The 22,835-nt window shown below is 71.4% G+C and carries 18 protein-coding genes; 12 read left to right on the top strand and 6 right to left on the bottom strand.

What is annotated here, in order from left to right; all coding sequences use genetic code 11:
* Nucleotides 1–595 precede the first annotated feature (595 nt).
* Both ACFYM0_RS30175 and eccE read right to left on the bottom strand, forming a co-directional pair.
* A complete protein-coding gene (locus ACFYM0_RS30175; protein ID WP_388506791.1) occupies nucleotides 596–1,324 on the bottom strand; it encodes a hypothetical protein in 729 nt (242 codons plus the stop codon).
* The gene (gene eccE, locus ACFYM0_RS30180) at nucleotides 1,321–2,625 is read right to left on the bottom strand and encodes a type VII secretion protein EccE (RefSeq protein WP_388506793.1); all 1,305 of its coding nucleotides are present in this window, start codon (nucleotides 2,623–2,625) and stop codon (nucleotides 1,321–1,323) included. Before eccE ends, ACFYM0_RS30175 begins: the two co-directional genes overlap by 4 nt.
* A 221-nt stretch (nucleotides 2,626–2,846) precedes the next feature.
* On the opposite strand from eccE, the gene eccB reads away from it, so the two are divergent.
* The 4 genes from eccB (at nucleotide 2,847) to ACFYM0_RS30200 (ending at nucleotide 6,533) form a co-directional block, all read left to right on the top strand.
* On the top strand, nucleotides 2,847–4,481 hold the full coding sequence (gene eccB / locus ACFYM0_RS30185) for a type VII secretion protein EccB (protein WP_388506795.1): 1,635 nt from the start codon (nucleotides 2,847–2,849) through the stop codon (nucleotides 4,479–4,481).
* Nucleotides 4,481–5,722 carry a type VII secretion-associated serine protease mycosin gene (gene mycP / locus ACFYM0_RS30190; RefSeq protein ID WP_388506796.1) on the top strand — a complete coding sequence of 414 codons (1,242 nt, stop codon included), beginning with the start codon at nucleotides 4,481–4,483 and terminating at the stop codon, nucleotides 5,720–5,722. The genes eccB and mycP overlap by 1 nt, the downstream gene beginning before the upstream one ends.
* 93 nt (nucleotides 5,723–5,815) lie before the next feature.
* Complete coding sequence (locus tag ACFYM0_RS30195) at nucleotides 5,816–6,157, top strand: WXG100 family type VII secretion target (protein WP_388506798.1); 342 nt, start codon at nucleotides 5,816–5,818, stop codon at nucleotides 6,155–6,157.
* Nucleotides 6,158–6,224: 67 nt separating this feature from the next.
* Nucleotides 6,225–6,533: a WXG100 family type VII secretion target gene (locus ACFYM0_RS30200; RefSeq protein WP_388506799.1), complete on the top strand. Its 309-nt coding sequence runs from the start codon at nucleotides 6,225–6,227 to the stop codon at nucleotides 6,531–6,533.
* Between the two features lie 92 nt (nucleotides 6,534–6,625).
* Here the strand turns inward: ACFYM0_RS30200 and ACFYM0_RS30205 are convergent, their stop codons facing one another.
* Nucleotides 6,626–6,871: a DUF397 domain-containing protein gene (locus tag ACFYM0_RS30205; RefSeq protein ID WP_327255216.1), complete on the bottom strand. Its 246-nt coding sequence runs from the start codon at nucleotides 6,869–6,871 to the stop codon at nucleotides 6,626–6,628.
* 141 nt (nucleotides 6,872–7,012) lie between these two features.
* Entirely contained in the window at nucleotides 7,013–10,996 is a 3,984-nt protein-coding gene (eccCa, locus tag ACFYM0_RS30210; RefSeq protein ID WP_388506802.1) for a type VII secretion protein EccCa, read from the bottom strand.
* Nucleotides 10,997–11,243: 247 nt separating this feature from the next.
* On the opposite strand from eccCa, the gene eccD reads away from it, so the two are divergent.
* The 6 genes from eccD (at nucleotide 11,244) to ACFYM0_RS30240 (ending at nucleotide 18,411) form a co-directional block, all read left to right on the top strand.
* Nucleotides 11,244–12,749: a type VII secretion integral membrane protein EccD gene (gene eccD, locus ACFYM0_RS30215; RefSeq protein WP_388506803.1), complete on the top strand. Its 1,506-nt coding sequence runs from the start codon at nucleotides 11,244–11,246 to the stop codon at nucleotides 12,747–12,749.
* A gap of 172 nt (nucleotides 12,750–12,921) precedes the next feature.
* Nucleotides 12,922–13,209 (top strand): 30S ribosomal protein S15, encoded by a 288-nt coding sequence (gene rpsO / locus ACFYM0_RS30220; RefSeq protein ID WP_243337509.1) that lies wholly within the window; start codon nucleotides 12,922–12,924, stop codon nucleotides 13,207–13,209.
* A 297-nt stretch (nucleotides 13,210–13,506) separates the two neighbouring features.
* Nucleotides 13,507–15,738, top strand: a complete 2,232-nt coding sequence (locus ACFYM0_RS30225) for a polyribonucleotide nucleotidyltransferase (protein WP_388506837.1) — start codon at nucleotides 13,507–13,509, stop codon at nucleotides 15,736–15,738.
* A complete protein-coding gene (locus ACFYM0_RS30230) occupies nucleotides 15,735–17,114 on the top strand; it encodes a M16 family metallopeptidase (protein WP_388506806.1) in 1,380 nt (459 codons plus the stop codon). Before ACFYM0_RS30225 ends, ACFYM0_RS30230 begins: the two co-directional genes overlap by 4 nt.
* Before the next feature lie 72 nt (nucleotides 17,115–17,186).
* Nucleotides 17,187–17,939: a 4-hydroxy-tetrahydrodipicolinate reductase gene (dapB, locus tag ACFYM0_RS30235; RefSeq protein ID WP_388506808.1), complete on the top strand. Its 753-nt coding sequence runs from the start codon at nucleotides 17,187–17,189 to the stop codon at nucleotides 17,937–17,939.
* Nucleotides 17,940–17,958: 19 nt separating this feature from the next.
* Entirely contained in the window at nucleotides 17,959–18,411 is a 453-nt protein-coding gene (locus ACFYM0_RS30240) for a hypothetical protein (RefSeq protein ID WP_388506810.1), read from the top strand.
* A gap of 59 nt (nucleotides 18,412–18,470) precedes the next feature.
* On the opposite strand, the gene ACFYM0_RS30245 is transcribed toward ACFYM0_RS30240, so the two are convergent.
* Both ACFYM0_RS30245 and ACFYM0_RS30250 read right to left on the bottom strand, forming a co-directional pair.
* Nucleotides 18,471–19,028, bottom strand: coding sequence for a PH domain-containing protein (locus tag ACFYM0_RS30245; RefSeq protein ID WP_388506812.1), 558 nt, complete (start codon nucleotides 19,026–19,028; stop codon nucleotides 18,471–18,473).
* A 48-nt stretch (nucleotides 19,029–19,076) separates the two neighbouring features.
* Nucleotides 19,077–19,316 (bottom strand): hypothetical protein, encoded by a 240-nt coding sequence (locus tag ACFYM0_RS30250; RefSeq protein ID WP_266904009.1) that lies wholly within the window; start codon nucleotides 19,314–19,316, stop codon nucleotides 19,077–19,079.
* A gap of 374 nt (nucleotides 19,317–19,690) precedes the next feature.
* On the opposite strand from ACFYM0_RS30250, the gene dapA reads away from it, so the two are divergent.
* Both dapA and ACFYM0_RS30260 read left to right on the top strand, forming a co-directional pair.
* Nucleotides 19,691–20,590, top strand: coding sequence for a 4-hydroxy-tetrahydrodipicolinate synthase (gene dapA / locus ACFYM0_RS30255; protein ID WP_266904008.1), 900 nt, complete (start codon nucleotides 19,691–19,693; stop codon nucleotides 20,588–20,590).
* Between the two features lie 117 nt (nucleotides 20,591–20,707).
* Nucleotides 20,708–22,393, top strand: coding sequence for a ribonuclease J (locus ACFYM0_RS30260; protein ID WP_327255224.1), 1,686 nt, complete (start codon nucleotides 20,708–20,710; stop codon nucleotides 22,391–22,393).
* The last annotated feature ends 442 nt before the right edge of the window (nucleotides 22,394–22,835 follow it).

Raw genomic sequence — 22,835 nt, forward strand, 5'->3', positions numbered from 1 at the left:
GGTTCGGGGCCCGTCCGTCAATGCCACGCCCGTGCCGGTCGTTTGGTTCCAGGTCGGCTCGGTTTCGCGGGTCTCGGCTTGCCCGGCCAGGGCTGCCGGTTCCCGGTGTGCACTTTCCGAGCCGGTCGGTGGGTGGGTGGGTGGGTGGGTGGGTGGGTGGCACGCGTGACCACGCCCCGCCCGTTCCCGGAGCACCACTCCGTGGGACGGCTCCCTCATGGCCGCCCCGGGCGCTTGACCGCGCCCGATCGGCCTTGACCAGCCAACCCGTTCCGGCCTGCCGGTTCCCGAACTCCGGTTCTCGAGCTGCCGTTCACCGGCAGGTGGTCCCCCGAACTGGCGGTCCGTGGAAGTCCTGAGTGCCCCGCAGGTGGGGGCACGCCCCACCTGCGCCCCGAGCCACGATCCCCCGAACCGGTACCTCCCGAGTGTCCACCCCGCGACCCCGGGTCCCCCGTGGGGATGAACCTTGCGGCCCCCGGCTCGGCGGGCGGACAACCCGGCACGCCCGGCTCCGAGGGGTGCGGGATCCCAGGCACCCTGGGCTCCCGCACCCCTCGGGCTCTGCCCGCACGCCTTGGGCTCCGCCCGCGGTTCAGTCGATGCGCCGTGCCGGACCCAGCAGGCCCGTCTCCCCGTCCGTCGGCTGCGTCATCACGAACTGCCGGTCCTGCCCGGTGCACCACAGCGTGACCCCGTCGCCCAGCGTCGGCAGCGACTCCGCCGCCGCCGCGGGCAGTCGTAGCAGGCGGCCGAGTTGCTCCGCCTCGTCCGGGGAGACCCGCTGGAGGCCGACCAGGGAAGCGTTGCGCACCAGTCGGGGGGCCGTCGGGCTCACGTACGGGAGCAGGGTCAGGACCGACTGCCAGGGTCCCGCCGCCACCCGGCCCCGCGGCGGCCGCATGCCGCAGTCGCGGACCACCAGGACCGGACTGCCCGCCGACGCTCCCTGCGGCGGTACCCGGCCCACGTCGTGCAGGGTCACGCACTGCTGGCCCCCGCCCGCGGCCTGCGCCAGGCCGGACCACACCTGGGCGCGCCCGGTCTCGACCGCGACCCGCGCGCCCGTGGCGGCCGCCCGCAGGGCCAGGACCTGCGCCGTCCACAGGCCGCCGATCAGCGTGACCTCGTACGGTGTCGGCCGGTTGATGCCGAGGACCGCCGGGCGGCCCGTCGGGTCCACGCCGATCACGACCCCGTCGTCCCCGACCGGCAGCGCGAGCGCGTCCAGCTCCGCCGCCCGGACCACGTGCCGCTCCCGGCGCGGGCCGACCAGCCCGAAGCCGCCGCGCACCGGGCGCGAGCCCGGTCGAGAGCCCCTCATCGCGCTCCTCCCAGCGGCAGCGACGCCAGCAGCCCCGGCACCTGCTCCCGGTCCAGCCGCACCAGCCCGGCCTTGATGTCCCGAGCCGTCTGTTCCAGTCCGCGCCGCGCGGTGACCAGTTCCTCGTCGCTGCGCCCGGTGACGCGTACGTGCCCGGTCAGCGTCACCTCGTGGCGCGCGGCCGGGGCCATCGTCAGGCTGAAGTTCGTCGCCAGCGCCGGTAGCGAGGTCAACTGCGCCACGAACTCCGGCAGTCCGGCCCAGCTCCCGCCCAACGGGGGCCAGCGGCCGATCCAGTACGTGGTGTGCCGCCGGTCGTCGCAGCGCCAGGTCCGCGAGGTCTCCTCGGTACGCCGTCCCGTGGCTGCCGACCGCCCCGCCTGGGTGATCGCCATCGGGTTCGCGCACGAGGAGGTGGCCAGCGCGCCCGTCAGTTCCTGCTCCGTGAGCACCGTCGCGCGGAACCCGGCCCCCGCGAGCCTGCTCGCCAACTGGTCCGCGACCCGCACCAGACACCGCTGGGCCCCGGGCAGCCCGCCCCCGCGCGCGGTGACCGCGTCGGGGCACAGCTCCGGGTCCAGCTTGAGCGCGATCCAGGTGAGGCGTACGGCCGGGGTTCCGGTCAGGGCCTGGAGCGGGGCGTAGTTGAGTGCTGCCAGCGACCGGGCCGGCAGGTGCGGCGCCGGCGCCGGCTGGGTGTGCTGCACGAGCTGCGCCGACTCCAGCCGGATGCCGTCCACTTCGAGGACGTCTCGTACGAGGGACAGTGCAAGCGGCCGCGCCGCCCGGTCGGGCCGCAGCGCGGTGGCGTCCGTGTCGACCTGGACCACCGCGGTCAGGAAGGTGCCGTCGCCGACCATCCCGACGGGTCGCCGGTCCCGGTTCCGGCCCCGGTCCCGATCCCGGTCCCGCTCACTGAACGAGAGCGTCCGCAGCGCCGGATCGGCCTCGACGAGCGGGGCGAGCCCCGGTTCCGTGCCGGCCGGCGCCGCCGTGGCGGCGGCCCGGTGACGGCGTGCGCGCAGTGCCAGCGCGCCGCCGATCCACTCGGGCAGCGAGCGCCGGTGTCTGCGTACGACCGCGAGCAGGGCGAGGACCAGGGCGAGCGCCCCGGCCGGCGCGAGCAGCAGTGGCTCGACCACCCAGGCCGTCAACAGCGCGGCCGCGGCGATCTGAAGGAGGACGAGTTGTTGCAATCGAAACGGACCGAAACGTCCTGGGCCGGACTTCGACTCCGGTGCCACTCCGGCGCGCTCGGGTGCGGGCGCCCCGGTACGCGGCCTCACGGCCGTGGCCGTCACTCGCGCACCTCACCTTTCCGGGGTTCATTCCCCTGGCCCCCGGGATCCCTCGACCCGCGCCAACACCCCTGTTGGTTCCGGCCCGGTGGGCCTGGAGAGGCTGCCTCACCCTACCCGTGGCGCACCCACCCTCCGGCAACGGGCATAGTGGGTTCCGGTCGGACGACAGAGGCCCGGGGACCGTATCCACCGACCGGGCCGTGCGGGAGAATCAGGCGGTCATGGCCTCACGACGTGACGAGCTCAACGCGTACACCTTTGCGAAGCGACGTACGGTGGCCGCGTTCCTTCAGCCCTCCGCGAGCGGCTCCGAGGAGGGTGCCCCGCGACCGCTGCGCGCCGTTCTGCCCGGTGTGATCACCGCGGCGCTCGTCCTCGTGGGCTTCGGTGCCTGGGGGATGGTCAAGCCGACGGCCCCCATGGGATGGGACACCCCCGGCGACCACGTCATCGTCGGCAAGGAGTCGACGACCCGCTACGTCGTCCTGACCACCGAGGCCGGCGGAAAGGACCGGACCCGGCTGCACCCGGTGCTGAACCTCGCCTCCGCACGGCTGTTGCTCGACCCGTCCAAGGGCAAGGTCGTCCAGGTCGCGGACAAGGTGCTGGACGCGGGGAAGCTCCCGCGCGGTCCCGTCATCGGCATCCCGTACGCCCCCGACCGGCTGCCCGCCCCGGCGGACGCGGGGACGGCCAAGCGCTGGGCGGTGTGCCAACAGCCCGGCGGCAACGGCAAGGGTGTGCAGACGGCCGTCTTCGTCCTGGCCGACCGCGAGGCGAAGCTGATGGACGACGGGCACCGGCTCTCCGACTCCCAGGCCCTGTACGTGCAGAGCGCCGGCCCGGACAAGGCCCGCTACCTCGTCGACGCGGCGGGCTCGAAGTACAAGTTCCCCGAGGGCACCGCGGACGCGCGCACGATGACCCGCGCCCTCGTCGGTGGCGGGGCCGTCCCGCAGCCGGTCACGGAGGAGTGGCTGGCCACCCTCGGCTCCGGCGACGACCTGGCCTTCCCCGAGCTGCCGGGCGCCACGGCCGGGACGGCCGCCGGGGTCGAGGGGCTGTCCGGCACGGACGACAGGGTCGGCATGGTCCTGAAGGCCGTGACCGGTTCGGGCGTGCAGCACTACCTGGTACTGCCCGGCGAGGTCGTCCCCGTCTCGGACTTCGTCGCCTGGCTGATGATCTCCTCGCCCGCGACCGACCGGCTCGACATGTACGGCAAGGCCCACGAGGTGGACCTCCAGTCCGTCAACCCGGACCGCACCTCCTTCAAGGGCGGCGCGAAAAGATGGCCGCAGAAGAAGACCGACCGGGTCAACGAGGTCCACGCCTCCACCCCCGACTCCACCCCCGACTCCGCAGGCGCCTCAGCCTCGGCCTCAGCCTCCGCCGCGGGCGCCGGCCGCGACACCATCTGCAGCGTGCTGCGCTCCGTCGACGCCCAGGGCGGCCAGACCCTGAGCACCTGGGCCGGCACCGGATTCCCCGTGGACATCACCGCCGGCGGCAGGGGCGCCTACGTCACCCCGGGCACGGGCCTGCTCTACACCCAGGCGCAGGGCCGCCAGACCACCGCGGGCGGCACGCTCTTCCTGGTCACCGACACCGGCCTGCGGTACGCCGTCCAGGCCAACGGCGACAGCGACGCGACCCGGCCCTCACCCGTGCCGGGCGCGAGCACCGGCCGGGGCGGGGCGGCCACCGCCGACGGCCGCCCCGAGCCGAGCCAGGCCCAGGACCGGCTCGGATACGCGGAGGTGGTTCCGGTGACGGTGCCGATCGCGTGGTCGGAGTTCCTCTCCAAGGGGCCCCGACTCGACAGCAACTCCGCCCGCCAGCCCCAGGGTTCGTGATGCGGAGCGCGGCGGCGGCGAACGCGCCGAAGTCCGTCCTCGCCGCCCTGCTGGCTGCTGGTGCCCTCACCCTGGGCGCCGCGCCGCAGCCCTCGTACCCGATGCGCCGCGCGGGCGCCGGCGAGTGCACCTTCCCGATGAAGAAGCAGCTGGAGGACCGGCCCTGGTCGCTCCAGCGGCTGCTGCTCGACGAGCTGTGGGCGGAGACCAGGGGCCGGTCCCAGGACGGCAAGAGCGTCCGCGTGGCCGTCATCGACACCGGCGTCGACCGGGTCAACCCGCAGCTCGGCGGCGCCCTCGACATCGGGGCCGGCCGCGACTTCCTCGACGCCGAGGGCGACGGCACCGCGGACACCGTCGGGCACGGCACCAAGGTCGCCGGGCTGATCGCGGCCCGTCCCCAGCCCGGTACCGGCTTCGTCGGGCTCGCTCCCGAGGCCACGATCATCCCGATCCGGCAGAACGACGGGCGGGGCGGCGGCGACGCCGGGACCCTGAGCGAGGCCATCGCGCACGCGGTGGCCAAGGGCGCCCGGGTCATCAACATCTCGCAGGACACCGAGGCGCCGATGCCCCGGGACTCCAGGCTCGGGCAGGCCGTCAAGAAGGCCGTGGAGGCCGACGTGGTCGTCATCGCCTCGGCGGGCAACGACGGCCTGACAGGGGAGAAGCGCCCCACCTACCCGGCGGCCTTCCCCGGCGTCCTGGCCGTGGGCTCCTCGGACCGCAACAACGAGCGCGCCGCCTTCTCCCAGCCGGGCGCCTTCGTCGGGATCGCGGCGCCCGGGGTCGACATGGTCTCCACCGTCCCCGGCTTCGGCCAGTGCGTGGACAGCGGCACCAGCTTCTCCGCCCCCTACGTCGCGGGGGTCGCCGCCCTGCTGCGCGCCAAGCACCCGCGGTGGACCGCGCGGGAGGTGATCTGGCAGCTCCAGAACACCGCCGAGCGCTCCGTCAACGGCCACGACGACTACGTGGGCTGGGGCGTGGTCGACCCGGTCCGCGCGCTCACCCGGTCCGCGGCGGGCGCCGAGCCCCCCAAGGCCCCCGTACCGGACCCGGGGCCGCCCCGCGCGGCGGCCCCGGAACCGGCCGTGATGCAGGCGAGCGAGACGGCGCGCGAACGCGACGAGCGGATCGGCACGTACGCGCTGGGGATCGGCGGCGTGCTCATCGCCGTGATCGCCGGGACCGCGACGGTGGTCCGGGATGCCGGGAACCGGGGACACCGTCCGCATTGAACGTTCGCGGGTCCGCCAACAGGCCCAAGAGATCCAGACCCCAAGAGATCCAGACCCCAAGAGATCCAGACCCCAAGAGATGAGGAGCTTCGGATGACCAGCAATTTCGGACTCGCCGACGACCCGGTCAAGCAGGCACTGAACAAGATCTCGGAGACCGCCGACAGCGTCACCCGGCAGTCCCGGGAGCTGGCGGACATCCTCGCCACCGTCGGCGCGGGCTGGACCGGCGTGGGCGCGTCGGGTTTCACCTCCGCGCAGACGGTCGTCAACGAGGACCACGACGAGATCCGACGGCTGCTCGGCGTCCTGCACCACGCGGTCGACCAGACCAAGAACCTGAGCAACGCGCAGGACGACGACGTGGTCTCGGCGTTCCAGACGGTCAAGGCCGGCAGCGGCGGGGGCAACACCTCTGCCCTGAACGGAATCTGACGCGCTTTCCCACCCACCTGCCCCCACCTGCCACCCACCTGCCCAGCCCCGTGCGAAGGAGAAGAGCATGACCGCGAACGACGGGCACACCAAGGTCCGGTACGAGAGCCTCCAGGGGATGGCGGACCGCATCCGCATCGTCTCGGACAACATCAAGAAGGACCTCGACGAGATGGGCGCGGCCCTGACGGTCGTCACCGACACCTGGGACGGCGAGGCGCACGCCCAGTACGTCGAGCTGCAGCGCAAGTACAACGGCAAGGCCGACCACATGCGCGCCCAGCTGCGCCTCGTCGCGGACCTCATCGAGCGCGGCAAGAGCGACTACCGCGCCACCGACGTGAAGGCCTCGCGCCTGTTCACCGAGGCCTACTAGTCCCGCGGCGGCGCGAAGCCCCCGCAGACGACGCAGGGGCGCCGCCCGCACCGGGCGCGCCCCTCCGTCCGTCCGCGGGGGCCGTACGGGTCCTAGCGGGGACCCCGGTCGAGATCGAACTCCCCGTCCCTGGCCCCGAGTACGAACGCCTCCCACTCGGCCGCGGTGTAGCGCAGCACCGTGTCCCGGTCCAGCGAGGACCGCATCGCCACCGCGCCCTCGGGCAGCCGGGCGATCTCGACCCGCTCCTCGTCGGGAGAGGTGCCGGGAGGGCCCTCCCACTCGACGGCGCTGATGTCGAGCCCGTACAGCTCGTCCTTCTCCTGCTGAGTGCCCATGCGAGGCCTCTCCTTCGGTGGTGCGATCCCTGTCGATTATCGACGGTGGCCGGCCGCGCGCGGGAGGCTTTCCCGAACCCTCCCAGCCGCCAGCCGCCAGCCGCCAGCCGCCAGCCGCCGCGCCCCGGCCGGCGCCCCGCCCTACATCCCCGGCATCCGCCCGATCTGGATCAGCGAGGTCCCACGCCTGCGCGAGACGAAGGAGGCCCGGCCCGCAGGCATCGGGCGCGGCCGCACGGCGCCGACCAGATCTCCCTCGGACGGATCGCCGGACAGCACCACGCCCTGCGCGCCCAGCTCCTTGATCCGCTGCATGAACGGCTCGTACAGCGCCCGCGAGGCACCCGCCGAACTGCGCGCGATGATGAACCGGACCCCCGTGTCACGCGCGAACGGCAGGAACTCCACCAGCTGCGCCAGCGGATTGCCCTGACTCGTCGCCACCAGGTCGAAGTCGTCGATGATGATGAACACGTCCGGGCCCGTCCACCAGCTGCGGTCGCGCAACTGCTGCGGAGTGACGTCCTGCGGGGGCTGCCGACGGGCGAACACCCCGGCCAGCGCCTCCATGTGCATCCGCAGGGAGCCCGCCATCGGCGCGTACTCCAGCAGGTGTTCCTCCGGCAGCGTGCCGAGCAGGCCGCGCCGGTAGTCGCCGACCACCAGCCGTGCCCGGTCCGGGCCGTAGCGCTCCGCGATCCGCTGCGCGATGAGCCGCAGCAGGTTCGTCTTGCCCGACTCGCTCTCGCCGAACACGAGGAGGAACGGGTCGGTCTCGAAGTCGACGAACACCGGCTCCAGCTCGGTCTCGTCGATGCCGATCGCGATCCCGCGCTCCGGGAACTCCCCGCCCCCGGGGAGCCGGTCCGCGTGGAGCAGCCGCGGCAGGAGCCGTACGCCGGGGGCCGCCCGGCCCGTCCAGTTCCGCTTCACGGCGTCCACGAAGGCGGCCGTGGCCTCCGACAGGTCCTGCGCCGCGTGCGAGCCGTCGATCCGCGGCAGTGCCCCCAGGAAGTGCAGCTTCTCCGCGACCTGGCCGCGTCCCGGCATCCCCGTCGGGACGTTCGCCGCGACCTTGCGGTCGAACTCGGAGTCCATGACATCCCCGAGGCGCAGCTCCAGGCGCCCGAGGATCTGGTCCTTCAGCGCGGCCCTGACCTCCATGTACCGGGCGGCGGTGATCACCACGTGGATGCCGTATCCCAGTCCGCGGGACGCGATGTCCGTGACGACCTGCTCCAGGGCCTCGTACTCGCCCCGGAAGCCGCCCCAGCCGTCGACGACCAGGAACACGTCGCCCCAGGCCTCCCCGGGCAGCTCGCCCGAGGCCCGCCGGCGCCGGTAGGTGCCGATCGAGTCGATGCCGTTCGCGCGGAAGAACTCCTCGCGCCGGCGCAGCACCCCGGCCACCTCCGCGACCGTGCGCCGCACCCGCTCCGGGTCCAGCCGGGAGGCGATCCCGCCCACGTGCGGCAGTTCGGCCAGCGAGGACAGACCGCCGCCGCCGAAGTCCAGACCGTAGAACTGCACCTCGCGCGGGGTGTGCGTCAGTGCGAACGACGAGATCAGCGTCCGCATCAGCGTGGACTTGCCCGACTGCGGACCGCCGACCACCATCATGTGGCCCGCCGCACCCGAGAAGTCCCGGTACAGCACCTCGCGCCGCTGCTCGAACGGCTTGTCGATGAGCCCGAGCGGCACGACCAGTCCGCCCGGCCGCGTGTACCCCTCCGCGTGCAGCCCGCGCTCGGCGTTCGGTGCCGGTGCCGGAAGCAACTGGTCCAGGGGTGGGGCCTGGTCCAGCGGCGGCAGCCACACCTGGTGCGCCGGCACCCCCTGCCCCTCCAGCCGTGCCACGATCACGTCCAGCACGGTGTCCGCCAGTGCGTCGTCGCCCCGTGCGGCCCGCTCGGCCTCCGCCGCCCGCGCCGAGAGGTGGGCGGGGTCCGGAGCCGCGTAGACGACCGGCACCGGCGCCGCCGTGAACAGCACGGGCCGCCGCTCCACCGGGAACGGCCCGACCGGCAGGTCCGGCCCGCCCGGGCGGTAGGTGCCCGAGACGTACGCCGCCTTGAAGCGCGTCATCTCGTCCGTACCGAACTTCAGGTAGCCCGAACCGGGCACCGGCGGCAGGTGGTAGGCGTCCGGCACGCCGATCGCGGTCCTCGACTCCGCCGCCGAGAAGGTCCGCAGACCGATCCGGTACGACAGGTACGTGTCCAGCCCGCGCAGCTTGCCCTCCTCCAGCCGCTGCGAGGCCAGCAGCAGGTGCACGCCCAGCGACCGGCCGATGCGGCCGATCTGGATGAACATGTCGATGAAGTCCGGCTTCGCGGTCAGCAGTTCGGAGAACTCGTCGATGACCAGCACCAGCGAGGCCAGCGGCTCCAGCGGCGCGCCCGCCGTGCGGGCCTTCTCGTAGTCGTGGACGTTCGCGTAGTGGCCGGCCGAACGCAGCAGCTCCTGCCGGCGCTGCAGTTCGCCGCGGATCGAGTCGCCCATCCGGTCCACGAGCGTCAGGTCGTCCGCCAGGTTGGTGATGACCGCCGCGACGTGCGGCATCCGCCCCATCCCGCTGAAGGTCGCACCGCCCTTGAAGTCGGCGAGTACGAAGTTCAGCGTCTCCGAGGGGTGCGTCACGGCCAGCCCCAGCACCAGCGTGCGCAGCAGCTCCGACTTGCCCGAACCGGTCGCGCCCACGCACAGCCCGTGCGGCCCCATGCCCTCCTGCGCGGCCTCCTTCAGGTCCAGCATCACCGGGGAGCCGTCCTCGCCGACCCCGATCGGCACGCGCAGCCGCTCGCCGGCGGAGCGCGGTCGCCAGGTCCGGGCCACGTCCACGGCGGCCGCGTCGCCCAGGTTCAGCAGATCGGTGAAGTCCAGGTCGGCCAGCAGCGGCTCGTCCTCGTCCCCGCCGCCCGTCCGCAGCGGCGCCATCTGCCGGGCCAGCGCCTCGGCCGCGGGCAGCGACAGGGTGTCCGGCAGCCCCTCGTACGCGATGCCCGCACGCGACTCCAGCAGCAGCCGGCCCGGCCGCACCACGACCGACAGCCCGCCGCGCGCCTCGTCCAGCTCGCCCGCCACCACCTCGAGGACGGTGACCCCCTGCAGACCCTCGGCCGCCGCGAACCCCGAGTCCGGCGGCACCAGACCGCCACGGGAACCCGAGTCCAGTACGAGGACCACGTGCGGCTGGTCCGGCACCGGCGAACCCTCCGGGCTGAACCGGGGCCGTCCCTCCAGCCGGGAACCGAGCAGCCCCTCCAGTTCGCCGAGGTCGTCGCCGAACAGCCGCTTCGTCCCGGCCCCGTCGATGTGACCGGGCACCCTGGTGTGCGGCAGCCACTTCACCCAGTCCCACTCCGCCACCACGCCCGGCGCCGCCACCACGGCCACCACCAGGTCCTCGGGGGAGTGCAGCGTCGCCAGTTGCGCCACCAGCGCCCGCGCTGCGCCCCGCGCGGACTCGGGCTCCCCGGAGACCGTCACGTGGTAGAACGCCCGCACCGACACCGCGATCGGCAGCCCGTCCAGCGAGGAATGCACCTGCAGGAACCGCTGCATGGCGCCGGCGGCCAGCGGCTCCAGCTCGTCCACCGGCGCCGTGTCCGGAGCCACCAGCGGGGTCGCCAGCCCCTGCACGCCCAGCCCCAGCCGGGCCTGTCCGAAGTCCGCGTCGCCGACCCGCCGCTCCCACAGCCGCGAACCCTCGGCCACCACCGACCACAACTGATCGGGAGCCGGGTGCAGATACAGCTGCGCGTCACGCTGGGCCCGCGCCGTCCGCCGTACGCGACGACGGGTCTGGGACAGGTACGCGAGGTAGTCCCGCCGGACGTCGGCCATGTGCCCTTGGGTACCGCGGCGGTGCCGCACCAACTGCGCCACCAGCATGCCCACCGTCGACACCATCATCAGCACGCCCATGATGCGCATGAACGCGGGGATGCCCGGCAGGAAGAAGAAGACGGCGGACGAGCCCATCCCGAGCATCGGGAGGAGCTGCATCAGCACGCCCTCCTGTTGCCCCCGGGGGAGCTCCGGCGGTGCCTCGAGCCTCAGTTCGCCGGAAGGGACTTCGGGCGGCAGCGCCCGCGGCGGGCGCTTGACGACGATCTGGCTCACCGGAGCATCAATCCCTAGAAAACAAACGGGCGTTCGCACCGGATGCTCTCAAGTCCCGGATGCGAAGGGGGCTCTTCTGTACAAGGGGGTGATGTTACTTGCCGACGGTCATCCGCACTCCCGGTAAGGTTCCTCGCGGCATGCGCATCCGCGAATCGGCCGCGCGCCGGCGGGCCGACCACGGCAGCCGGCGCACCCGCGAACACCAGTACGCACACCCACCGCACACACCCATCGGGGGCACCAGGTGAACACCGCCGAGGCGACGGGCTTCCGCAGGGTCACCGTCGTGGCTCCCGACAGCCGCATGGACGTCGCCCTCCCCGAGGACATCGCCGTCGCCGACATCTACCCCGAGCTGCTGCGCCTCACCGGCCAGACCCAGCCCGTCGGCGCACCCACCGGCTTCCACCTGGTCCTGCGCTCGGGCACCGTCCTCGACGGCGCCCGCACCCTCGCGGCCCAGCAGGTCCTGGACGGCGAAGTGCTGAGCCTGCGCCCCTTCGCCGAATCCCTGCCGCCCGCCGTCTTCGACGACGTCCCCGACGCCGTCGCCGCCGCCGTGGTGCGGGGCCGCCACCGCTGGAGCGACGACATGCTGCGCGGCGCGGGCCTGACCGGCGCCGCCGTCCTCTTCGTCCTCCTCGGCTTCCTCCTCTGGTGCGCCGACCCCGTCCTGCACGACATGCGCGGACTGCCCGGCGTCATCGCCGGCTCCGTCGGCGCGCTCCTCACCGCCGCAGCGGGCGTCCGCGCCCGGGTCTACCGCGACCGGGGCTCCGCCGTCGCCCTCGGTCTCGCCGCCGTACCGCACCTGCTGCTCGCCGGCTCCGGCATCGCCGCCCCCGCCGCCGGCCAGGGCCCCGGCCGGCTGCAGTTCCTCCTCGGCTGCGTCTGCGTGCTCGTCGCCTCCGCCGTCCTGGTCGCCCTCACCCCCGACGGCGACGCCCCCTTCGTCGCGGTCGCCTTCCTCGCCGCCACCGGCACCCTGGCCACCTTCGCCGCCATCACCGCCGACGCCGCCGCGACCTCTGCCGCGGCCGTCTGCGCCCCCGCAGCCATCGGCCTCGTCGCCTTCCTCCCCGGTCTTTCCGCCCGCTTCGCCCGCCTCCCCATCGGCTACGCCGCCCCGCGGAGCGGCGCAGCCGGGTACGCGACCCCGGACCGCCACGAGAGCGAGCCGTACGGTGAGGGCTCCGCCGCCGACGGGCCCGCATCCGGAGCCGCGCTCGACGCCGGGGCCATCGCCGCCCGGGCCCGCCGCGGCCACGAGATGCTCCTCGGCCTCGTCGGCGGCTGCGCGGCCGTCACCGTCGGCTCCGCCGCCGTCCTCGGCTTCGCGGACGACACCTGGGCCCGGCTCCTGGCCCTGGCCACCGGACTCGCCATGCTGCTGCGCGCCCGGCTCTTCCGCTACACCGCCCAGGTCGCCTGCGCCCTCGTGGCCGGCTTCGCCGCCCTCGGCCTGCTCGTCCTGGGCCTCGCCCTGCACCCGCCGGACGCCCTGCTCAAGCAGCTCGCCCGGTACGGGGACCACAGCGGCCTGGAGACCCGTACGCTCTGGCTCTCCGCCGCCGTGGCGGCCGGCGCGGCCCTCCTCGCCGGAATTGCATTGGTCATTCCCCGCAAAGGTCTGTCACCCTTCTGGGGGCGGCTGCTCGACCTCATCGAGGCGGCGGTCCTGCTCTGCCTGGTCCCGCTGACCCTGGCCGTGCTGGACGTCTACGCCCGGGCCCGTGCTCTCACCAGCTGAGACGAGGGCCTGCGGCAGCCTGGTACGCTGTGTGACGGCCGTTTGTGTACGCGCCCCCGGAATCATCCGGAGGCTGCGCTCAGCGGATCCCGCCTCCCGAGTTACGGAAGATCCCCAGAGAATTCGACCTGGGGCACTCGGTGGCTATGTAGACCTATTACAAGGAGTACGCGTGCCGCTCGACGCCGCAGTCAAGAAGCAGCTCATCGCAGAGTTTGGTGCCAAGGAGGGCGACACCGGCTCCCCCGAGGTCCAGGTCGCGATGCTGTCCCGCCGCATCTCGGACCTGACCGAGCACCTGAAGTCCCACAAGCACGACCACCACTCCCGTCGTGGTCTGCTGATCCTGGTCGGCCAGCGTCGCCGCCTGCTGCAGTACCTGGCCAAGAAGGACATCCAGCGCTTCCGTACGCTGGTCGAGCGCCTCGGCATCCGCCGCGGTGCGGCCGGCGCCAAGTAAAGACGCTGTGAAGGGAGCGGTTCCCACATTGAGGGGGCCGCTCCCTTTGCTGTACGTGCGCGACGTACCGGACGCTTTGTAGTCTGGAAGCGTCCGCGTCGCGAGACGCGCACAACTGAAGAGGAGGAGCGCCCTCCCTACGCCGCCGGTCCTCGGTAGTGGCATCCGGAAAGCCCGCACGCGGCTTCGCCCGGCTGCTTCGATCGAAGACCGGCCCGCACGCCAGGAGCGCTTCTCCGCAACCGTCCACCACCACACGGGTGGCGGACGGAGACGACGAAAATGGAGAAAACACTAGTGGAGAACGAGACCCACTACGCCGAGGCCGTCATTGACAACGGTTCCTTCGGCACCCGCACCATCCGCTTCGAGACGGGCCGTCTGGCCCGCCAGGCCGCCGGCTCCGCCGTTGCCTACCTGGACGACGACACGATGGTGCTTTCCGCCACCACCGCGTCGAAGAAGCCCAAGGACCAGCTCGACTTCTTCCCCCTGACGGTGGACGTCGAGGAGCGGCAGTACGCGGCCGGCAAGATCCCCGGCTCCTTCTTCCGCCGCGAGGGCCGCCCCTCCGAGGACGCGATCCTCACCTGTCGCCTGATCGACCGCCCGCTGCGCCCGTCCTTCAAGAAGGGCCTGCGCAACGAGATCCAGGTCGTCGCGACGATCATGGCGCTCAACCCCGACCACCTGTACGACGTCGTGGCGATCAACGCCGCCTCCGCGTCCACCCAGCTGGCCGGCCTGCCCTTCTCCGGCCCGATCGGCGGCGTCCGCGTCGCGCTGATCCGCGGCCAGTGGGTTGCCTTCCCGACGCACACCGAGCTCGAGGACGCCGTCTTCGACATGGTCGTCGCGGGCCGCGTGCTCGAGGACGGCGACGTCGCGATCATGATGGTCGAGGCCGAGGCCACCGAGAAGACCATCGCCCTGGTCAAGGGCGGCGCCGAGGCGCCGACCGAGGAGGTCGTGGCCGCCGGCCTCGACGCCTCGAAGCCCTTCATCAAGGCCCTCTGCAAGGCCCAGGCCGACCTGGCCGCCAAGGCCGCCAAGCCCGAGGGCGAGTTCCCGGTCTTCCTGGACTACCAGGACGACGTCTACGAGGCCCTCTCGGCCGCGGTGAAGGGCGAGCTCTCCCAGGCGCTGACCATCGCGGGCAAGCAGGACCGCGAGGCCGAGCTGGACCGCGTCAAGGAGATCGCCGCCGAGAAGCTCCTCCCGGCCTTCGAAGGCCGCGAGAAGGAGATCTCCGCCGCGTACCGCAGCCTGACCAAGGCCCTGGTCCGCGAGCGCGTCATCAAGGACAAGGTCCGCATCGACGGCCGCGGGATCACGGACATCCGTACCCTCGCCGCCGAGGTCGAGGCCATCCCGCGCGTGCACGGCTCGGCGCTGTTCGAGCGTGGCGAGACCCAGATCCTGGGCGTCACCACCCTGAACATGCTCCGCATGGAGCAGCAGCTGGACACCCTCTCCCCGGTGACCCGCAAGCGCTACATGCACAACTACAACTTCCCGCCGTACTCGGTCGGCGAGACCGGCCGTGTCGGTTCGCCGAAGCGCCGCGAGATCGGCCACGGCGCGCTCGCCGAGCGCGCGATCGTGCCGGTCCTCCCGACGCGCGAGGAGTTCCCCTACGCGATCCGCCAGGTGTCCGAGGCTCTCGGCTCCAACGGCTCGACGTCCATGGGCTCGGTCTGCGCCTCCACCATGTCGCTGCTGAACGCCGGTGTGCCCCTCAAGGCCCCCGTCGCCGGTATCGCCATGGGCCTGATCTCGCAGGAGATCGACGGCAAGACCCACTACGTCGCCCTCACCGACATCCTCGGTGCGGAGGACGCCTTCGGCGACATGGACTTCAAGGTCGCCGGCACCAAGGAGTTCGTCACCGCGCTCCAGCTGGACACCAAGCTCGACGGCATCCCGGCCTCGGTTCTGGCCGCCGCCCTCAAGCAGGCCCGCGACGCCCGCCTCCACATCCTCGACGTGATGATGGAAGCGATCGACACGCCGGACGCCATGTCCCCGTTCGCCCCCCGGATCATCACCGTCAAGATCCCGGTGGACAAGATCGGTGAGGTCATCGGCCCCAAGGGCAAGATGATCAACCAGATCCAGGAGGACACCGGCGCCGAGATCACGATCGAGGACGACGGCACCATCTACATCGGTGCCGCCGACGGTCCGGCCGCCGAGGCCGCCCGCGCCACGATCAACCAGATCGCCAACCCGACCATGCCGGAGGTCGGCGAGCGCTACCTGGGTACGGTCGTCAAGACCACCACCTTCGGTGCCTTCGTCTCCCTCATGCCCGGCAAGGACGGGCTGCTGCACATCTCGCAGATCCGCAAGCTCGCCGGTGGCAAGCGCGTGGAGAACGTCGAGGACGTGCTCGCGGTCGGCACCAAGGTCCAGGTCGAGATCGCCGAGATCGACTCCCGCGGCAAGCTCTCGCTGGTCCCCGTCATCGACGGCGAGGCAGCCGGTGACGCCTCCGATGACGCAGGCAAGGACGACTCCGACAAGTGACGTCGCGTAGTTCCCGTGTGACGGCCCGCCCCTCTTCGGAGGGGCGGGCCGTCACACGTACCCAAACACTGCTCAAGGGCGCCAACGGCATCGGCACCGTCCGCCGCACGGTCCTCCCCGGCGGACTGCGCGTGGTCACCGAGACGCTGCCGTCCGTCCGCTCCGCCACCTTCGGGATCTGGGCGCACGTCGGTTCCCGGGACGAGACGCCTTCGCTGAACGGCGCCACGCACTACCTGGAGCACCTCCTCTTCAAGGGCACCGAGAAGCGCAGTGCCCTCGACATCTCCTCCGCGATCGACGCGGTCGGCGGAGAGATGAACGCCTTCACGGCGAAGGAGTACACCTGCTACTACGCACGGGTGCTCGACACCGACCTGCCGCTGGCCATCGACGTCGTGTGCGACATGCTCACGGGCTCGCTGATCCTCGAATCCGATGTCGACGCCGAGCGCGGAGTCATCCTCGAAGAGATCGCGATGACCGAGGACGACCCGGGCGACATGGTCCACGACCTGTTCGCCCAGACCATGTACGGGGACACCCCGCTCGGGCGCCCCGTCCTCGGCACCGTCGACACGATCAACGCGCTCACCGCCGACCGGATCCGCCGCTTCTACAAGAAGCACTACGACCCCACCCACCTGGTCGTGGCGGCCGCGGGCAACGTCGACCACAACAAGGTCGTACGCCAGGTCCGCGCGGCCTTCGAGAAGGCCGGCGCCCTGACCCGCACCGACGCCGAACCGGTCGGCCCGCGCTCCGGCACCAAGCGGATCCGCACCTCCGGCCGCGTCGAGCTGGTCAACCGCAAGACCGAGCAGGCCCATGTGGTCCTCGGCATGCCGGCCCTGGCCCGCACCGACGAGCGCCGCTGGGCGCTCGGCGTGCTGAACACCGCGCTCGGCGGCGGCATGTCCTCCCGCCTCTTCCAGGAGGTCCGGGAGAAGCGCGGTCTCGCCTACAGCGTGTACTCGTACACCTCGGGCTTCGCCGACACCGGCCTCTTCGGCGTCTACGCCGGCTGCCGCCCCAACCAGGTCCACGACGTACTGCGGATCTGCCGGGACGAGCTGGACAAGGTCGCCGCCGACGGGCTCACCGACGAGGAGATCCGGCGGGCCGTCGGCCAGCTGTCCGGCTCCACCGTCCTCGGCCTGGAGGACACCGGCGCGATCATGAACCGCATCGGCAAGAGCGAGCTGTGCTGGGGTGACCAGATGTCGGTCGACGACCTGCTGGCCCGGATCGCGGCCGTCACCCCGGACGAAGTGCGCTCGGTCGCGCAGGACGTCCTGGCGCAGCGGCCCTCGCTCGCGGTGATCGGCCCGCTGAAGGAGAAGCAGGCGGCCCGTCTCGACGAGGCCGTCGCCTAGCCAGGCATCTCAGGAGCACGTCGCCCGGGCCCCGGGACAGGGCCCGGGCCCGTACGCACTTTAAGGAATGACATGAGCAAGCTGCGCGTGGCAGTTCTCGGCGCCCAGGGCCGCATCGGCTCCGAGGCGGTCAAGGCCGTCGAGGCCGCAGGGGACATGGAACTGGTGGCCGCCCTCGGTCGCGGAGACAAGCTGGAGACGCTGGCCGAAGCCGGCGCCCAGGTCGCGGTCGAGCTGACCACCCCCGCCTCGGTGATGGAGAACCTGGAGTTCCTCATCCGCCACGGCATCCACGGAGTGGTCGGTACCACCGGCTGGACCGAGGACCGCCTCGCCCGGCTCGACACCTGGCTCGCCGCTTCCCCGGCGACCGGCGTGCTCATCGCCCCGAACTTTTCCATCGGCGCCGTCCTCACCATGAAGTTCGCCGCGCAGGCCGCGCGCTACTTCGAGTCCGTCGAGGTCGTCGAACTGCACCACCCGAACAAGGTCGACGCCCCCTCCGGCACGGCGACCCGTACGGCGCAGCTCATCGCGGCCGCCCGCGCGGAGGCCGGCCTCGGCGCGCAGCCGGATGCCACCGCCACCGCGCTCGACGGCGCGCGCGGCGCGGACGTCGACGGCGTCCCGGTGCACGCGATCCGCCTCCGCGGCCTGCTGGCCCACCAGGAGGTGCTCCTCGGCGGTGAGGGCGAGACCCTGACCATCCGTCACGACTCCCTGCACCACAGCAGCTTCATGCCGGGCATCCTGCTCGGCGCGCGCCGCGTGACGCAGACCCCGGGCCTCACCTTCGGCCTGGAAAACTTCCTCGAACTCGGCTGACGAGCAGGCGGCGGCACCCATGCGCGCGAAGATCCTCTACTTCATCACGGCCGCGGTCCTGGTCGTGTACTTCGTCCTGGCCGGCAGCAGGGGCCTGATGCTGATCCGGCACGGGACCTGGCTCACCGTCACCTTCGGGGTGGCCGTGCTGATCCTGCCGGTCATCGGCGTCTGGTTCCTCTGGAAGAACACCCGGTTCGTCACCAGGGCCAACCAGCTCGGAGCCGAGCTGGAGGCCGAGGGCGGACTGCCCGTGGACGAGCTGGAGCGGGACAAGTACGGCCGGATCCTGCGGGACTCGGCCGACGAGGTCTTCGCGCGCCGCAAGGCCGAGACCGAGGACGCGCCGGGGGACTGGCGCAGCTGGTTCCGCCTCGCCGTCGCCTACCACGACGCCCGCGACACCCCGAGGGCTCGCAAAGCCATGCAGCGGGCCATCTCCCTGCACGACGGAAAGCCCGTACAAGCCTGAGCCTGTACGGGCTTCCCGTGCGCGTGACGCCCCCGCTCAGGGGCGTTGGGGCGGCCGCCTCAGGCGGGCACGGCCCGGTACTCGTCGGCCCAGGCCTCGACCGAGCCGGCGGCCCGGTCGAAGGCCTCGGTCCGCGACAGGAAATCGGCGCTGTGGTCGGTCAGCAGCACCGGCAGCTCGGCGCCGCCGCGCGCTGCCACCGTCAGGGCCTGGCCCTGCACCGTCCTCGGCAGCCCGAGCCAGCGCACGGGCTGCTGCACCGTGCGGACCTCGCCGACCTGGTTCCAGGGGATCGACCGGGTGGTGAAGAACCCGGCCACGCGCAGCCCCTTGGGGCTCACCCAGACGCCCGTGCGCAGCAGCCGCAGGGCGGAGCCGATTACGGCGAGCGAGGCGAGCAGACCGCCCAGGGCGCCGGTCCAGGTGCCGGCGGCCACGATGATCACCGTGGCGAAGAGCATGAACGAGCCGAGCAGGAGCATCAGCGCGGCGATGGCGACCCGCCAGGGCCCCGGACGGTAGGGGCGCCGCCAGCGGTCCGGGTCTTCGTAGGGGAGCGTCTCCCCGTTGTCGTGCGCGTCGAATGCGCCGTCGGCCGTCAGGAAGGGCAGGGGCACGGCAGGACCTCACTCACATGCACGTTCGGTTGGGCTGTGCCCGTGAGGCTACCGTCCCTCGGATGCCTCCGACTGCTGCGACTTCGCCGGTGCGTGGCTCGGCTGCAGTGCGGGGATGCCGAAGAGCAGCGATCCGACGAGTCCCGCCACGACGGTCAGTCCGACCAGACTACGGGCGGCGATCTGGGTCTTGCCCAGACTCTCGCGCGGCGGCGGAGTGACGTTGCTGCGGAATCGGTCGGCCTCGGCGACGAAGGCGAACGGGACGGGTTCGCGCCGGCGGAACATGGAAACGACTCTCCTCACGGTCGGGGCCCTGGGGGGCGGTGGGTGCGGGACGGACGGACGTTCTACCGGGTAGGACGTACGAAAGGCCCGATCGGTGCCGTTTTTCGAGACATTAACCAAATTTTGTGGCACTGCGTCAGCTCCGCCGCCGACGGCCGTGTGGGTGCCCCGTACGGCCCGATCGCCCTTGTTCCGCACGGATGTGCGGAACAAGTCCGAAGTGTCCGTATTGCCACGTTTCGTAAAGTTCATCTAGGCTGATCAAACGGACCCGGCACTGCTTGAACCCCCGAGCAGGCAGTGCCGGGCTCCAACACCCTCATCACGTCCCCCGAGGGGACACCGCGAGCATGGCAGCGAGTAGCGTGTTACCCATGGCTCCGATCTCGACTCCGCAGACCCCCTTCGGGCGGGTCCTCACCGCCATGATCACGCCGTTTACGGCTGATGGCGCACTTGACCTCGATGGCGCGCAGCAGCTCGCCGTCCACCTGGTGGACGCAGGCAACGACGGCCTGATCATCAACGGCACCACCGGTGAGTCGCCGACCACCACTGACGCGGAGAAAAACGACCTCGTACGAGCCGTACTCGAAGCGGTCGGAGACCGGGCCCACGTGGTCGCCGGCATCGGCACCAATGACACCCGTCACACCCTCGAGCTGGCCCGTCAGGCCGAGCGCACCGGCGCCCACGGCCTGCTCGCGGTCACCCCCTACTACAGCAAGCCGCCGCAGGAAGGCCTCTTCCGGCACTTCACGGCGATCGCCGACGCCACCGAGCTCCCGGTCATGCTCTACGACATCCCGGGCCGCAGTGGTGTCCCGATCAATACGGAAACACTCGTCCGGCTGGCCGAGCACCCCCGTATCGTTGCCAACAAGGACGCCAAGGGCGACCTCGGACGCGCCAGCTGGGCCATCGCACAGAGCGGCCTGGCCTGGTACTCCGGCGACGACATGCTGAACCTGCCGCTCCTGTCGGTCGGCGCGGTCGGCTTCGTCTCCGTGGTCGGTCACGTGGTCTCTCCCGAGCTCCGCGAGATGCTCGAGGCCCACCTGGGCGGCGACGTCCAGAAGGCCACCGAGATCCACCAGAAGCTGCTCCCCGTCTTCACCGGCATGTTCCGCACCCAGGGTGTGATCACCACCAAGGGCGCGCTGAACCTGCAGGGCCTGCCCGCGGGCCCGCTGCGGCTCCCGCTGGTCGAGCTGACCGCCGAGGAGACGGCGCAGCTCAAGATCGATCTTGCCGCCGGCGGGGTACAGCTCTGACATCAGACTTCACAACTGAATAAGCAGAACCACACAAGACAACAGCAAGTGCACGAATTGACATGCGCGCCACGTGCCTCGACGGGTACGTGGCCGCGCGTGGTGAAGGAGAACCTTTTGAGCCATCCGCATCCTGAACTCGGTCCGCCGCCGAAGCTCCCCAAGGGCGGCCTTCGGGTCACCCCCCTGGGCGGGCTCGGTGAGATCGGCCGCAATATGACCGTCTTCGAGTTCGACGGCCGCCTGCTCATCGTCGACTGCGGTGTCCTCTTCCCCGAAGAGGAGCAGCCGGGCATCGACCTGATCCTGCCGGACTTCTCGTCCATCAGGGACCGGCTCGACGACATCGAGGGCATCGTCCTCACGCACGGCCACGAAGACCACATCGGCGCCGTCCCCTACCTCCTCCGGGAGAAGCCGGACATCCCGCTGATCGGCTCCAAGCTGACGCTGGCGCTCATCGAGGCCAAGCTCCAGGAGCACCGCATCCGCCCCTACACCCTCGAGGTGAAGGAAGGCGAGCGCGAGAACCTCGGCCCCTTCGACTGCGAGTTCATCGCGGTCAACCACTCCATCCCGGACGCCCTGGCCGTGGCCATCCGCACCGGCGCCGGCATGGTCGTGTGCACCGGTGACTTCAAGATGGACCAGCTCCCGCTGGACAACCGCCTCACCGACCTGCACGCCTTCGCGCGCCTGAGCGAAGAGGGCATCGACCTTCTCCTCTCGGACTCGACGAACGCCGAGGTCCCGGGCTTCGTCCCGCCCGAGCGCGAGATCTCCAACGTGCTGCGCACGGTGTTCGCCAACGCCAACAACCGGATCATCGTGGCGAGCTTCGCGAGCCACGTGCACCGCATCCAGCAGATCCTCGACGCCGCTCACGAGTACGGCCGCAGGGTCGCCTTCGTCGGCCGCTCGATGGTCCGCAACATGGGCATCGCCCGTGACCTGGGCTACCTGAAGGTTCCGGCCGGCCTGGTCGTGGACGTCAAGACCCTCGACGACCTGCCGGCCCACGAGGTCGTCCTGGTCTGCACGGGTTCGCAGGGCGAGCCGATGGCGGCCCTGTCCCGCATGGCGAACCGCGATCACCAGATCCGGATCGTCCCGGGCGACACGGTCATCCTGGCCTCGTCGCTCATCCCCGGCAACGAGAACGCGGTCTACCGCGTGATCAACGGCCTGACCCGCTGGGGCGCCAACGTCGTGCACAAGGGCAACGCCAAGGTGCACGTCTCCGGCCACGCCTCCGCCGGCGAGCTGTTGTACTTCTACAACATCTGCAAGCCGCGGAACCTGATGCCGGTCCACGGCGAATGGCGCCACCTGCGCGCCAACGCCGAGCTCGGCGCCCTGACGGGCGTGCCGAAGGACCGCATCGTCATCGCCGAGGACGGCGTCGTCGTCGACCTCATCGACGGCAAGGCCCGCATCTCGGGCAAGGTCCAGGCCGGCTACGTCTACGTGGACGGCCTCTCGGTCGGCGACGTCACCGAAGCCCACCTCAAGGACCGCAAGATCCTCGGCGACGAGGGCATCATCTCGGTCTACGTCGTGGTGGACAGCACCACGGGCAAGATCGTCAGCGGCCCGAACATCCAGGCCCGCGGCTCCGGCATCGAGGACTCGGCGTTCTCCTCCGTCCTGCCGAAGATCGAGGAAGCCATCGCCCGCGCCGCAGCGGACGGTGTGGCCGAGCCGCACCAGATCCAGCAGCTCATCCGCCGCACGATGGGCAAGTGGGTCTCGGACGGCTACCGCCGCCGCCCGATGATCCTCCCGGTCGTCGTCGAGGTCTGAGCCTCGCCGTAGCGACCACACCGGAGCGGGGCCACCGGATTTGCATCCGGGGGCCCCGCTCCAGTACGTTTACGTCTCCACCTCGCACGGCACCCGGGCACACACGTGTGCCCGACCATGTCGATGCGGGCGGGTGGGATTCCAGAGCAGGGAAACCTGATAAAGTCTGGCTCGCCCGAAAGGGAATGGCTCTCCAATGGCCGTCCAATTCAAATCCAAGCTCGGAAACGACACGGAAATGATCTGGTAGAGTTGGAATCGCAGGAAAGGGAAACGCGAAAGCGGAGAACTGGAAAGCGAAACCCGCTTCGACCGGGAATCGGACACGAAAGAGTCTGATAGAGTCGGAAACGCAAGAACAGAACAGAACGAAGCCCGGAGGAAAGCCCGAGAGGGTGAGTACAAAGGAAGCGTCCGTTCCTTGAGAACTCAACAGCGTGCC

The sequence above is a fragment of the Streptomyces sp. NPDC006487 genome (assembly GCF_042870555.1).
In the GTDB taxonomy this organism is placed as follows: Bacteria; Actinomycetota; Actinomycetes; order Streptomycetales; family Streptomycetaceae; genus Streptomyces.

What these genes read in the sequence shown, in the direction of transcription:
- ACFYM0_RS30175 (WP_388506791.1), bottom strand. Translation starts at nt 1,324, where the DNA reads ATGAGGGGCTCTCGACCGGGCTCGCGCCCGGTGCGCGGCGGCTTCGGG.
- eccB (WP_388506795.1), top strand. Translation starts at nt 2,847, where the DNA reads ATGGCCTCACGACGTGACGAGCTCAACGCGTACACCTTTGCGAAGCGA.
- mycP (WP_388506796.1), top strand. Translation starts at nt 4,481, where the DNA reads ATGCGGAGCGCGGCGGCGGCGAACGCGCCGAAGTCCGTCCTCGCCGCC.
- ACFYM0_RS30195 (WP_388506798.1), top strand. Translation starts at nt 5,816, where the DNA reads ATGACCAGCAATTTCGGACTCGCCGACGACCCGGTCAAGCAGGCACTG.
- ACFYM0_RS30200 (WP_388506799.1), top strand. Translation starts at nt 6,225, where the DNA reads ATGACCGCGAACGACGGGCACACCAAGGTCCGGTACGAGAGCCTCCAG.
- ACFYM0_RS30205 (WP_327255216.1), bottom strand. Translation starts at nt 6,871, where the DNA reads ATGGGCACTCAGCAGGAGAAGGACGAGCTGTACGGGCTCGACATCAGC.
- dapB (WP_388506808.1), top strand. Translation starts at nt 17,187, where the DNA reads ATGAGCAAGCTGCGCGTGGCAGTTCTCGGCGCCCAGGGCCGCATCGGC.
- ACFYM0_RS30240 (WP_388506810.1), top strand. Translation starts at nt 17,959, where the DNA reads ATGCGCGCGAAGATCCTCTACTTCATCACGGCCGCGGTCCTGGTCGTG.
- ACFYM0_RS30250 (WP_266904009.1), bottom strand. Translation starts at nt 19,316, where the DNA reads ATGTTCCGCCGGCGCGAACCCGTCCCGTTCGCCTTCGTCGCCGAGGCC.
- dapA (WP_266904008.1), top strand. Translation starts at nt 19,691, where the DNA reads ATGGCTCCGATCTCGACTCCGCAGACCCCCTTCGGGCGGGTCCTCACC.